The sequence below is a fragment of the Streptomyces sp. NPDC002564 genome, assembly GCF_042889645.1.
Classification (GTDB): Bacteria; Actinomycetota; Actinomycetes; order Streptomycetales; family Streptomycetaceae; genus Streptomyces.
Window position 1 is genome coordinate 53090 of record NZ_JBIARE010000011.1, and the last position, 12179, is coordinate 65268.

Consider the following 12179-nt stretch of genomic DNA (forward strand, 5'->3'; position numbering starts at 1 on the left):
CTCGAGTCATCGTCGGGGGGAGGGAGCCTGCGTGGCCCGGGGTGCGGCGAGCGGGAGCAGTCGTGCCGCCGTGCCGCCCATGAGGGCGTCGTGCTCGTGCGCCGACAGCGGGGCGCTGCCGAGGGGCCAGGCCTCCGGGTCCTCGGTCAGCTGGCGCATGCGTGCCGTGGCCCGGGTCATGGAGGCGAAGGGGAAGTCGGTGGCCCACAGGATCCGGTCGAGGACGCCGCTGTCCCTGGCGTGGGCCAGCGCCTCGGCGACGGTCGCGAGCGGCTGGTAGGAGGCGAAGACGGACAGGTCGGCGTGCAGGTTGGGGTGCCGGGTGAGCAGGTCGACGCAGGGGCGGGTCCAGGGCGTGCCGAGGTGCGCGAGGATCACCGTCAGGCCGGGGAAGTCCCGGGCGACCTGCTCCACCAGCAGCGGGGAGAAGAACCGTGGGTCCGCCTGGCGGGAGGGGGTGTACCCGGTGTGCATGAGGACCGGGATGCCGAGGTCCAGCGCGGTCTCGTACACGTCGTACCACCGGCGGTCGGCGGGTGACATGCGCAGGTAGCAGGGCGCTGTCTTCAGTCCGCGCAGGCCGAGTCCGGTGACGGCCTCGCGCAGCCGGGCGGCCGCGCCCGGGGTGCCGGCGTCCACGGAGGCGAAGCCGGTCAGGCGGTCGGGGTGGCGGGCGCAGAGCTCGGCGACGAAGTCGTTCGGCACGGAGAACCCCTCGACGCGGGCCACGTCGAAGGCGAGCAGGAAGGCCCGGTCGACGCCCGCCGCGTCCATCTCGGCGAGCAGCTTCGCCTCGGGCGCGTCCAGCTCCTCGGGCGCCAGCTCGGTGGTGGCCGTCATCTGCTCCGCGAACCGTGCCGAGTAGTGGCGGTAGTACTCCCCCGCGTGCACATGCGCGTCGACGATCATGCGGGCCGCTCCGCTGCGCGCCAGAAGAGGAGCCGCACTCCCTTGGGCTCCAGACGAAGGCGCTCGGCGGCGGCCGGGGACCGCGCCGCGCCGCCCGGTGGTCGGTGGCGTACGACCGTGTCCACGGGTTCGGGGGCATGGTTGATCACCACGGTGCAGCGCTCGTCGCCACGTGCGAGCACGGTGGTCTCCACCGACGGGTCGTCGGCGGTCACCGGCGCGTGCAGACCCGCCTCCGCGGCAATGGCCTCGTACAACCGGTGCCATGCGGCCTCGGTGAGCCGGTGGGGGGCGTTGAGCTGGGCCTCCAGGGGCGCGTTGAGGTAGTAGGCGCTGCCCTCGCCCAGGTGGTGGCGGGTCAGGGCGGGCGAGCCGTCGGTGAACGCGGCCAGGGCCTGGGCGTCCGCCGTGTCGATCACGGGGATCGGGGCGGGGTCCCAGCGCAGCGGGAACCGTACGCCCGCCCAGGTGAAGTCGGCGTGGGCGCCGTCGGCCCGGGTGAAGTCGCGGACGCGGATGCCGAACAGCTCCTCGTCGCCCGCGCCGTCCAGCAGGCTGCCGGTGGAGTACAGGAGCGTGCCGCCCGAGGCGACGTACTGTGCGAGGCGGTGGCGGTCGGACAGGGAGAGCCGGCGTGCCGAGGGGCAGATGACGAGGGTGTGGCGGGCCAGGTCGGCCGCGTCGCAGGACGTGAACTCGTAGGGCAGGTGTGCCTGTTGGAGGAGGAGGTGGGCGTAGAAGGCGGCGGGCGCGTCGCTGCCGTCCGGGGTCAGGTATCCGGCCTCCTCAGGCGGGTCCGCCGCCGGGGCGAGGACGCCCACCGGGGCGGGCAGCGGCCTGAACCCGGCCAGTTCACCGGTCACGCGGCGGGCGAACGCCCGGTATTCGGCGAGGGCGGGCTTCTCGCGGCCGTCGGCCGTCAGCAGGCCGACGCGGCGTTCGTTGGGCCGCAGCGCGTAGGGCTTGCGTTCGGTGGTGAAGTCCTGCCAGCACCAGACGGCGGTGCCGACCGCGCCGGCCGCGAAGGCGGAGTGCGCGGCCGCCCGCAGGTAGCGCGCGGCCGTCGTCTCGTCGCAGCCGTAGCTGCCCATCTCGTCGACGTACACGGGCCGGTGGGCCCTGCCGCGGCGTACGAGGTACGGCAGGAAGGCGGTGGCCTTGCGGGCCGCGACGGACTCGATGTGGAACGGTGTCCATACCGGGAATCCGTGCAGTCCCACCAGGTCCAGGGGCTGCGCGTGCTCCGGCCGGAAGGCATGGCCGCCGAGCACCGCGGACGCCTCGTTGGCCTGCAGGACCAGGGCGTGCGGATCCGCGTCGCGGATCGCTCCGGCGAGCATCCCCCACCAGTCGCGGACCTCGTCCGCGCCGAGGGCGGCGGACGCGGCGGAGTCCACGTGGATGATCTCGTCGCCGAGGTCGTAGGCGAGGATGTTCGGCTCGTTCCTCAGCTCGGTGGCGATGTGGTGGACGAAGGCCCGCTGCCGCTCCCGCAGGTCCACGTCGCGCCACAGGTCCCGGCCCTCGCGCCACGGCGGGTCGAACCGCTGGCCGTTCATCCAGATCGTCAGGAGCGAGGGGAGGCAGGTCAGGCCGTGCCGGGCGGCGGTCCGCACCAGCTCGACGAGCCGGCCGGTCGGCTCGGGGTCGTGGACGCCCTCCTTGGGTTCGAAGTCGCTCCAGAAGACGAAGAACCGTACGGTGTTCAGGCCGGCTGCGGCCATGCCGCGGAAGTCGTCGTCGATCCGGGCGCCGTCCCACTCCCGCCAGTAGTCGCACCCGGTGGGCGAAGGGTGGTAGTTGACGCCGACGCTGACGAAGGCCCGCCCGTCACGGTGCGGCACGCCGTCGACGAGGGTGCAGCGCCCGGCGCTCACGGGGTCCGCCATGCGGCACTCACCGCCTCGACGACCCGGCGGACCTCGGCGGCGCCGATGCCCGGGTGCAGGGGCAGCGAGAGTTGACGGGCCATCACGTCCTCGGTGACCGGCAGAGCGGCCTGTCCGCCCGGGTCGCGCTCCTGGTAGGCGGTGAAGAGGTGCGTGGGCGGGTAGTGCACGCCGCTCTGGACCCGTTCGGCGCGCAGCGCGTCCTGCAGCGCGTCCCGGTCGGCGCCCCGGGGCAGCAGGACCGCGAAGAGGTGGTGGGCGCTCTGTTCCACCGGCCGGTCGGCGAAGGGCACGGTGAGTCCGGGCAGCGAGGCCAGGTGGTCGCGGTACAGGCGGACCGCTTCGCGTCGCCGCGCCTGGGCGGCGGGCAGGGCGTCGAGCTGGACGCGCCCGATGGCGCATCCGATCTCCGTGGGGCGGTAGTTGAGCCCCAGGGTGTCGACGTCGTACAGGGAGCTCCCGCCGCGGTGGCGCTGCTGCGCGCTGACGGTCAGGGCGTGGGAGCGCAGCCGCCGGATGCGGTCGCCCAGGGCGGGGTCGTGGGCGACCACCATGCCGCCTTCGCCCATGGCCAGGTTCTTGGTGGCGAAGAAGCTGTAGCAGCCGATGTCGCCGACCGTGCCGAGCACGCCGTGGACGGAGTCGGTGACGGGGGCGTGGGCGCAGTCCTCGATCAGCGCGATGCCGTGGGTACGGGCCAGCCGGGCGAGGGACGTGAGGTCGGCGGCGTATCCGCCGTAGTGCATGGCGACGATCGCCCGGGTGCGCGGGGTGATCCTGCGCGCGGCGTCGTCGGGGTCGAGGCACAGGTCGTGCGGGCCGGTGACGTCGGCGAACACCGGGGTGGCGCCGCACAGTGCGACGGTCGCGGCCGCCGAGACGAAGTTCAGGGAGGGCAGGACGACCTCGTCGCCCGGGCCGATGCCGAGGGCCAGGACGGCGAGGTGCAGGGCGGCGGTGCCGCTGCTGACGGCGACCGCCGCGGGGACGCCGAGCGCGGCGGCGTATTTGCCCTCGAAGTCCTCCGTGACGGGGCCGGACGACAGCCAGCCGGACCGCAGGACGTCGGTGACCGCCTGGATCTCGGCCTCCCCGATGTGCGGGCGGTAGAGAGCGATGTCGAAGGCCGTCATCCGTTCACCACCTCGTGGGGCGCCCCGGTCTTCGCGCAGGGTGCGGTGGCGGCGCGGCCGAGGTAGCGGGTCCGGTCGGCGCGGAACGCCTCGGTGGCACGGCGCAGTTGCTCGGGAGTGCCGATGTCGTGCCAGTCCCCCTCGATGACATGGCCCTCGACGCGCTCGCCCTCGGAGCGGGCGCGGTCGAGCAGGGCGGGCATGTCGTGCCGGCCGCCGGGTGGCAGCCAGCGCAGCAGCGTGGGCTCCAGTACGTAGATGCCGCCGCTGACCAGGAAGCTCAGGCGGGGCTTCTCGCGGAAGTCGGTCACCCGCCGCTCCTCGTCGAGTTCGACGACTCCGTGCGCGATGTCGATGGCCTGGCGGCTCAGGGCGACGGTGGCCGCGGCCCCCGCCTTCTTGTGCCGTCTGACCAGCTCCCCGAAGTCGATGTCGGTGAGCAGGTCCGCGTTCATCACGAGGGTGGAGTCCTCGAAGGGCGGCAGCAGCGCGAGCGGACCCGCGGTGCCCAGCGGCTCCTCCTCCTGGACGAAGTCCAGGGCGAGGTCGGCCCACCGGGCGTCCGCCAGGCTCGACTTGATCATGTGGGCGCGGTAGCCGAGGGAGAGCGAGACGTGGGTGAAGCCCGCGTCCTTGAGCTGCGTCAGGATGATGTGCAGGATCGGTATGCCGTCGACGGACACCAGGGGCTTGGGGATGTGCCGGGTGGTGGGCCACAGCCGGCGGCCCTCACCCCCGGCCAGTACCACTGCTCTCATCGGGCCTTCTCCGTTTGCTTCCGGGCGGCGATCAGCGTGCGGTAGACGGTGTGGACCTGGTCGGCGACCGCGTCCCAGCCGAGTTCACGGCGCACTCGTTCCTGGCCGTGCCGTCCCATGGCGTCGCGCGCGGCCGGGTCGCCGAGCAAGCGGTCCAGTGCCTCGGCGACGGCCGGGACGGTGGGGCGGACGAGGAGGCCGTCCCGGCCGTGCGAGACGACCTCCTCGCTGCCGAGGAACTCGGACGCGACGACGGGCTTCCCGCAGGCCCACGCCTCCACGTAGACGAGCGGGAAGAGGTCCACGGTGGAGGGCACGCACAGCAGGTCGCAGGCGGCGAGGGCGCTGTGCTTGACGTCCTCGTCGACCATGCCGAGCTCGATGACACGCGGGTCGGCGTGCCGGGCGAACTGCTGGGCGCAGTCGTCGTCCCAGCGCGGCCCGAGGAACACGAAGGAGGTGTCCGGGCGCGTGCGCCAGACCCGCTCGGTCGCCTCCAGGAGGGTGACGTAGCCCTTGGACCGCGTCTTGCGCCCCAGGAAGAGCACCAGCGGCCCCTGGATGCCGTGTGCGCGGCGGAAGGCCGCGGGGTCGGGGGTGCCGGGCAGGTGCGGGCCCTGGCCGACGATGTGCAGGCGGGCCGCGGGGACGCCCGCGTCGCGGAGCATGTCGCGTTCGGCCACGGTCAGGGCGAAGACGGCGTCCGCCGCGCGGCATCCGTCGAGGACGGTTCCGCGGTCCGGCCAGACGTCGGGGGCGGACGCCGGTGTGACGGCGAAGGGCACGTCCCAGGCCCGGGCGAGGTCGAGCCCGGCGGCGATGTCCTGCGGGTGGAAGGCGTCGAAGGCGTGCACGACGTCCGCCCGGTCGGTGTCGTCGGGCGTGGCGGGCAGCGGCTGGATGCTCACGCCGGCGCCGCGCATGAACGCCGCGGTGTCGTCGTCGACCGGGTTCGAGTAGACGCCGGCCTCCCAGCCGAGCCGGCTCATCGACGCGGCGAGGTACTGGGTCATCAGTTCCGCCCCGGCGCGGGCCGGGAAGTAGCCGCGGTGGACGTACCGTACGCGCACGTCGCTCACCCGCCGTTTCCGCGGGCCGCGATGTCACGCGTGTACCACGCGCAGGTGCTGCGCAGTCCCTCGCGCAGGGGCACCGCGGGGCGGTGGCCGGTCAGCGCGCGCAGCAGGGAGATGTCGGGCACGCGCCGGGCCGGGGACAGCGGGGGCGCGGGGTGGACGTCGAGGGCCGGGTGGCGCCCCAGGGCGTCGAAGACGCCGTGGGCCAGGTCCCGGATGAGGGTCTCCTCCTGGTCGTTGCCGACGTTGACCAGCAGCGGTTCCTTGGTCGGCAGCGCGGTGAGCGCGGTGATGGCCGCGACGGCGTCGTCGACGTGGCAGAACGCGCGGGTCTGGTCGGCGCCGTGGATCTCGAACGGGTCGGCGCCGCCCACCAGCCGCTCGATGAACTGCGGGATCACATGGTCGTAGCCCATGCGGGGGCCGTAGACGTTGTGGAAGCGCACCATGCGCAGCGGGAAGCCGTGGGTGCGGGCGTAGGTGCGGCAGAGCAGTTCGCCGGTGATCTTGCTGAATCCGTACGAGGAGCGGGGCACCGTGGGGTCGGGCAGCATCAGCGGCACGTCCTCGGCGGTGGGCACGGCCGCGACGCCCGCCTCGACGCTGCCCGCGTAGGCCTCGCTGGACGAGGCGAAGCAGAGGGTGGCGCCGGTCAGCCCGGCGAACCAGTCGAGGAGGTGGACGGTGCTGAGCAGGTTGGTGCGCAGCACCCGCCGGGGGTTGTCGTTGGCGACGCCCACGCCGACGACGGCGGCCAGGTGGTAGACCTCGGTGAAGTCGTCGGCGAGCAGCCCGTCGGGCACGGGGGTGGTCAGGTCGTGCTCGACGAGTGCGACGTGCGGGAGCAGCGCGGCGAGTTCCGTGTCGGACCGGCCCCTGCTGAAGTCGTCGAGCAGGGTGACGTCGCAGGTCCGCGCCGCCCGGCGGGCCAGGTGCAGGCCGATGAAGCCCGCCCCTCCGGTGATCAGGATCTTCTTACGCACGGCCGAGCCTCATCGCCTTCGTCGAGGGCGGGAGGACCCGCCAGGTGTCGTAGACCAGCGCCGGGTCGGCCATGCGCGCCACCAGGCCGGGGGCATCGGCGTCGGCGTACCGCGGATGGTCGTTGAGGAGGATGGCCGCGTGCGTGCCGGTGAAGCCCTCGGTGAGGTCAACGGCCCGGACGCCCAGGCCTTCGATGCGGGCCGCCGGCACCACGAAGTCGTGGCCGACGACCTCGCGGACACGCTCCCGCAGGAAGGGCAGCAGCAGCTCGTAGGGCGCTCCGCGCAGGTCGTCGGTCTCGGGGCGACCCTTGTAGGCGAACCCGGAGATCAGGATCCTGCTGTCGGCCGGGTCCTTGCCCTGGTCCCGCAGCGCGGCCAGGACGCGTTCGCCGACCCGGCGCGGCATGGACTCGTTGAGGGTCCGTGCCGCGGTGATCACGCGTGGCGTGTGGTCGTACGCGGCGACCGAGTGCGCGAGCAGGTACGGGTCCTTGGTCAGGCAACTGCCGCCGACGAAGCCCGGCTTGTGCAGGGTGGGCCGGGGATAGCCGAGGTTGGCGGAGTCGATGATCTCGCGCGCGTCCAGGCCCAGCTTCTCGGTGATGAGGGCGACCTCGTTGCCGAAGCCGTAGATCAGGTCGGTGTGGCAGTTGCACACCAGCTTGACCAGCTCCGCGCTCTCCAGCGAGGAGACGGGCACCGCGTGGTCGGAGAGGGTGCCGAAGAACTCCGCGGCCCGCTTGCCCGCCTCGTCGGACAGGCCGCCGACGACCTGCGGCAGGGACAGCAGTTCGGCCAGTGCCTGGCCCTGGATGGTGCGCTCCGGGCAGTAGGCGAGCAGCGGCTCGGGCACCACGCGGCGCAGGAGGGGCAGGACGAGGTCCCGCGAGGTGCCGACCGGGACCGTGCTGCGCACGATGACCAGGGTGGCGTCGTCGATGCCGCCGGCGATCGCCTCGGTGGCGGCCCGCAGGTGCGTGAGGTCGGGTGTGGTTCCGTCGCCCCCGATGGGCGTGCCGACACAAATGATCACGACGGGCGGCAGCCGGTGGCCCGCGATGTCGGTGGTGACGGCGAAGGTGCCGTCGGCGGCGGCCCGCTCGATCTCCTCCCCCACGCCCGGCTCGGCCAACTCCAGGACGCCGCGGGAGAGTTCGTCCGCCACTTGAGGGTTCGTCTCGTACCCGAGGACGCTTCTGCCGGTGGTGAGGAGCGCGGCGGTGAGGGTGACGCCGACGTATCCCTGCCCGATGACGCACACGTCGTATTCGTCGTACGGCCTGGTCGATGGCATTGGCATGACTCCCTGGCGGTGGCGTGGAACGGTGGAGCCGCCGGTGCGTCGGCCGACGCCGGCGGGTCTTCTCGGTGCGGTGCTGCTCACGGGGAGGGGACTTCGGCCTTCGGGGCCACGGGTGTGCCCCGGGGTGGGGTGTCCAGGAGTGCGACGACACCGTCGACCAGGTGCCAGAAGAGGCGCTCCCCCAGGTCCGCGGAGGCTCCGGCGGCCGAGGACAGCACTCCCCTGTCGGAGATCTCGTCCACGTCGACGGGATGGCGGTAGACGCCCGCGGGCGGTGGCGAGGCGTGGTGGGGGCGTTCGGCGCCGACGGTTTCGGGGCGCAGGTACATCATCAGGCTGGTCTCGGTCAGGCCCGCGTGTTCCGCGTGCCAGCCCGGGAAGCCGGGCAGGTGGTCGGTGAGCCAGCCGTCGGTGACCAGGCTCCACCAGCTGAACGCGACGATCTCGGTGCCGGTGAAGAGGGCGTTCTGGGCGCAGCCGTCGAGCGCCTCGAACAGCAGGCCCTCGTTCTCGTAGTGTCCGTTGACCACGACGAGCCGGCCGAGGTCCAGGCGGGCGAGGGACGTCAGGCAGTCGGTGAGGTAGTCGATGAAGGTGGTGCCGCCGATGTGCACGGTGCCCGGGAAGTGCGGTCCGCCCCCGCTCTGCGGCAGCGATCTGGCCGAGACGGGCTGGCCGGGCAGCAGCAGTCCGCCGGCCTCCGCGACCACTTGCCGCGCCAGGGCGTCCGGGATGTCCAGGTCGACCGAGAGGGGCAGGTGCGGTCCGTGCTGTTCCAGTCCGCCGACCGGCCACACCAGGGTGGCGCCCCGCGTGCTTGCGGGCACTTGGGCGCTGGTGAGGTCCCCGTAGCGGGGCACGTTCGTGGTGCGTCGCCGCATCGCCGTCACCTCATGCCCTCTTGATGCTGCGGCCCACCAGGTCCGTCAGCGAGCCGCCGTGGGACGCCAGCCAGTCGTCGAAGCCCTGCCGGATGCCGCGGAGCGTGGTGTGCATGTCGCGGTGCAGGGCGGTGTAGACCTGGACGGCATCCGCGCCGACGCTCAGGTACTCGGCGACGTCCGTGGCACCCTCGACGCCGCCGCTGGCCATGAGCGGGACCGTCAGACCGGCCCGGCGCAGGCCGTAGATCTCGGCGAGCACGAGCGGTTTGATGCCGGGGCCCGAGTAGCCGAACGCTCCGCCCAGGCGCACTTCGCCGGTGTCGGCGTCGACGGCGAGGCCGGAGACGGTGTCGCTCAGGGTGATGGCCCGGGCGCCGCAGGACACGGCGGCGTCGACGCGCTCCCGTACCCGTTCCCCGATCGCCAGCTTGACGCTGAACGGTACGGAGACGCGGCGCCCCACCGCCTCGGTGTACGCGGCGACACGCTCGGGGGTGTCCTCCAGGCCGCCCTCGTCCTCGTTGAGGCACGAGATGCCGAGCTCCAGCGCGCCGCTGCCCGCCGCGGTCACGCGCTCCGCCAGGTCGGCGAGCTCGTCCGGGGAACCGGCGTGCACGGAGGCGATCACCGGCAGGCCGTCGTCGGCGAACCGGCCGAGCATCGCGCACCAGGCGTCCACGGAACGCCGGGAGTACGTGGTGCTGTTGAGCATCCCGGTGGGCAGGCGGAGCAGGCGTTCGTTGCCCGAGGGGCCGGGGTCGGGGTGGATGGTCTTGGTGACGACCGCGCCCGCCCCGTCGTCAAGGAGCCGCCGGATGTTGCGCTCCTGGTCGGTGAGCAGGCCGGAACCCACGACGACGGGGGACCCGAGGCGCAGGCCGAGGATGCCGGCCCGGGCGGGCTCGGCGCCGAGGGGCGTGCCGGAGCTCGGCCGCGGGGCCGCCCCCGCACGCGTCCCGGGCCGTGCGGGCCCGAAGAGGGCGGGTCCGGCGGCGCCTCCCGCCTGCCGGGCGGCGGTCACTTCGCCATCACGGCCTGCTGGCCCAGCTTCTCCAGGAGCCGCAGCAGTTGGACGGGCTGGGCGCACGCCTCTGCCAGGTCGAAGACGGTGACGTCGGCGACGGACGGCAGCCCGCGCAGCAGATGGCTCGCGTTGGCCGCCATCGGCAGTGGTGTGACGACCAGGATGGGCTTGCCGAGCGCGGAGGCCCAGCCCAGCTCGACGTGGGTGCCGTCGGTGCGCATCAGCTCGCCGTTCGCGTCCACGGGCAGCACCGGTACGAACACGTCGCAGCGGCGCATCCAGCCGATGTCCCGGACGCTGACCTGGTCGGGCGAGAACAGCGGTGTGTCCACGCCGAACTTCTCGGCGACGTGGGCGGAGAAGACCGTGCCGCGCGCGGCCGTCACGGCGTCGATGATGTCGCGGATCGCGTGCCGCAGCGGCCGGTGGAAGCCGTCGTCACGGATCGCGTGCTGGATGGGTCCGCCGACGAAGACGTCGACCCCGGTCAGGTCGATCCCTTCGGTCCCGTCGAGGCCGACCACGGTCCTGTCACTCATGGCATCTCCCGATCTGCTTGGCGAAGCGCGGTGTGGTGCACCTTGAGCTGCGTGTACTCGGCCAGACCCCGGTCGCCGTACTCGACGCCGATCCCCGAGTGCCGGTGTCCGCCGAACGGCACGTCGTGCCGCAGGGCGCCGTGGGTGTTGATCCACACGGTGCCGCAGGACGCCCGTCCGGCCAGGGCCCGTGCCCGTTCCTCGTCGCCCCACAGCGAACAGCCCAGGCCGTAGGGCGAGGCGTTCGCCCGGTCGAGGACCCGGTCCAGGTCGTCGTAGGGGATGACGGGTACGACGGGGCCGAACTGTTCCTCCTCTTCGAGGCGGCTGCCGGGCGCGAGGTCGGTGACGACGGTGGGGGGATAGAAGTGGCCGGGCCGGTCGAGGATCCGTCCGCCGGCCAGCACGCGGGCACCGGTGGCCACCGCCTCGTCCACCATCCCCGCGACCCGGTCGAGTTGGGCCTGGTTGACCAGCGGTCCGTACTCGGTCGCCGCGTCGAGTCCGTCGCCCACGACGGCCGTACGCGCGAGCTCCGCCATGGCATCGGCGAGTCGGCGGTACCGGCCCCGGGGCACGTAGACCCGCTTGACCGCGGCGCAGAACTGGCCGCTGTTGGTCATGGCTGCCGCGAAGAGCCGCGGTGCCACGTCCGCGATGTCCGTGCCGGGCAGGACGACGGCCGGGTCGTTGCCGCCGAGTTCCAGCACGATTCTCTTGAGGTCCGAGGCGGCCTGCCGGGCGATGGCACGGCCGGCGTCGACGGAGCCGGTGAACGAGACCAGCCGGACCGTGGGGTGGACGGTCAGCCGGGCGCCCAGTTCGGCGCCGCCCGCCACGACCGTGAACGTGCCCTCGGGCAGGACCTGCGCGAGGATCCGGCCCATCGTCAGGCCGGACAACGGCGTGTCCGGGGAGGGCTTGAGGACCACGGTGTTGCCGGCCAGGAGCGCGGGAGCGATCTTGCAGACGGCCAGCAGGACGGGGTAGTTGGAGGGGGCGACCGCGGCGACCACGCCGTACGGCACACGTTCCAGGTCGACCCGTGCGGCGGGCTCGTCCACCAGCCGTTCCGGTGCGAGTTCCAGCCGCGCGGTGTGGGCGAACCAGTCGGCGGCCAGCCGGATCTCGGCCCGGGCGTGCCGCAAGGGTTTCCCCTGCTCCCTGGTGAGGAGTTCGGCCATGGGCTCCAGTGCGTCGAGGAGGGCCCGGTGGCACGCGAGGAGGTACTCGCGGCGGGACTCCAGGGGTGTCGCGGCCCAGGCGGGGAAGGCGCGGGCCGCGTCGTCGAGTACCGCGTCGAGCTGTTCGGGCGTACATCCCGGGGTGTGGGCGAACACCTCGCCGAGCGCGGGGTTCTCGACCGGCGCGGGGCCGTACCGGTCCGCACCGGGGCGGCTCGGGGGTACGACGGCCACCGCGGGCCCGACGGCCTGGGCGTTCACCGGTCGCACCTCATGGACCGTGGCGCCCGGTCACCGGCGCGCCCGGTGCGGCGCGAGGAGAGTTGATCAACAAATACGGACATGGGTTCCCGTCACGAGGGGGTGCGGGCAGGGACAAGTACCGATTGCTGACAGCGGCGGACAGATAGGGGGGTGGTGCGGGGGGGGGGCGCTCTCCGACTCCGGTGTCCGCCGACGGTGTGGACCGCGGGGCGGCGCCGAGGACGGATCTC

General features: G+C 73.2%; 11 protein-coding genes. All 11 read right to left on the minus strand.

Annotated features, from left to right (window positions below; translation table 11 throughout):
- Positions 1–6 precede the first annotated feature (6 nt).
- Complete coding sequence (locus ACFYXE_RS31025; RefSeq protein ID WP_389318269.1) at positions 7–909, minus strand: amidohydrolase family protein; 903 nt, start codon at positions 907–909, stop codon at positions 7–9.
- Entirely contained in the window at positions 906–2798 is a 1893-nt protein-coding gene (locus tag ACFYXE_RS31030; RefSeq protein WP_389318271.1) for a beta-galactosidase trimerization domain-containing protein, read from the minus strand. The genes ACFYXE_RS31025 and ACFYXE_RS31030 overlap by 4 nt, the downstream gene beginning before the upstream one ends.
- Positions 2783–3931: a DegT/DnrJ/EryC1/StrS family aminotransferase gene (locus ACFYXE_RS31035; RefSeq protein ID WP_389318273.1), complete on the minus strand. Its 1149-nt coding sequence runs from the start codon at positions 3929–3931 to the stop codon at positions 2783–2785. Before ACFYXE_RS31035 ends, ACFYXE_RS31030 begins: the two co-directional genes overlap by 16 nt.
- Positions 3928–4689: an NDP-sugar synthase gene (locus ACFYXE_RS31040; RefSeq protein WP_389318275.1), complete on the minus strand. Its 762-nt coding sequence runs from the start codon at positions 4687–4689 to the stop codon at positions 3928–3930. Before ACFYXE_RS31040 ends, ACFYXE_RS31035 begins: the two co-directional genes overlap by 4 nt.
- Positions 4686–5768, minus strand: a complete 1083-nt coding sequence (locus ACFYXE_RS31045) for a glycosyltransferase family 4 protein (protein ID WP_389318277.1) — start codon at positions 5766–5768, stop codon at positions 4686–4688. The genes ACFYXE_RS31040 and ACFYXE_RS31045 overlap by 4 nt, the downstream gene beginning before the upstream one ends.
- Positions 5765–6748 carry an NAD-dependent epimerase/dehydratase family protein gene (locus ACFYXE_RS31050; RefSeq protein ID WP_389318279.1) on the minus strand — a complete coding sequence of 328 codons (984 nt, stop codon included), beginning with the start codon at positions 6746–6748 and terminating at the stop codon, positions 5765–5767. The genes ACFYXE_RS31045 and ACFYXE_RS31050 overlap by 4 nt, the downstream gene beginning before the upstream one ends.
- On the minus strand, positions 6741–8045 hold the full coding sequence (locus ACFYXE_RS31055) for a nucleotide sugar dehydrogenase (protein ID WP_389318281.1): 1305 nt from the start codon (positions 8043–8045) through the stop codon (positions 6741–6743). Before ACFYXE_RS31055 ends, ACFYXE_RS31050 begins: the two co-directional genes overlap by 8 nt.
- A gap of 86 nt (positions 8046–8131) precedes the next feature.
- Complete coding sequence (locus tag ACFYXE_RS31060) at positions 8132–8935, minus strand: creatininase family protein (protein WP_389318283.1); 804 nt, start codon at positions 8933–8935, stop codon at positions 8132–8134.
- Between the two features lie 10 nt (positions 8936–8945).
- Positions 8946–9959, minus strand: a complete 1014-nt coding sequence (locus tag ACFYXE_RS31065) for a dihydroorotate dehydrogenase (protein ID WP_389318285.1) — start codon at positions 9957–9959, stop codon at positions 8946–8948.
- Positions 9956–10501, minus strand: coding sequence for a nucleoside 2-deoxyribosyltransferase (locus ACFYXE_RS31070; protein WP_389318287.1), 546 nt, complete (start codon positions 10499–10501; stop codon positions 9956–9958). The genes ACFYXE_RS31065 and ACFYXE_RS31070 overlap by 4 nt, the downstream gene beginning before the upstream one ends.
- Entirely contained in the window at positions 10498–11946 is a 1449-nt protein-coding gene (locus ACFYXE_RS31075; RefSeq protein WP_389318289.1) for an aldehyde dehydrogenase family protein, read from the minus strand. Before ACFYXE_RS31075 ends, ACFYXE_RS31070 begins: the two co-directional genes overlap by 4 nt.
- Positions 11947–12179: the final 233 nt, after the last annotated feature.

What these genes read in the sequence shown, in the direction of transcription:
- ACFYXE_RS31030 (WP_389318271.1), bottom strand. Translation starts at nt 2,798, where the DNA reads ATGGCGGACCCCGTGAGCGCCGGGCGCTGCACCCTCGTCGACGGCGTG.
- ACFYXE_RS31040 (WP_389318275.1), bottom strand. Translation starts at nt 4,689, where the DNA reads ATGAGAGCAGTGGTACTGGCCGGGGGTGAGGGCCGCCGGCTGTGGCCC.
- ACFYXE_RS31035 (WP_389318273.1), bottom strand. Translation starts at nt 3,931, where the DNA reads ATGACGGCCTTCGACATCGCTCTCTACCGCCCGCACATCGGGGAGGCC.
- ACFYXE_RS31060 (WP_389318283.1), bottom strand. Translation starts at nt 8,935, where the DNA reads ATGCGGCGACGCACCACGAACGTGCCCCGCTACGGGGACCTCACCAGC.
- ACFYXE_RS31070 (WP_389318287.1), bottom strand. Translation starts at nt 10,501, where the DNA reads ATGAGTGACAGGACCGTGGTCGGCCTCGACGGGACCGAAGGGATCGAC.
- ACFYXE_RS31025 (WP_389318269.1), bottom strand. Translation starts at nt 909, where the DNA reads ATGATCGTCGACGCGCATGTGCACGCGGGGGAGTACTACCGCCACTAC.
- ACFYXE_RS31055 (WP_389318281.1), bottom strand. Translation starts at nt 8,045, where the DNA reads ATGCCATCGACCAGGCCGTACGACGAATACGACGTGTGCGTCATCGGG.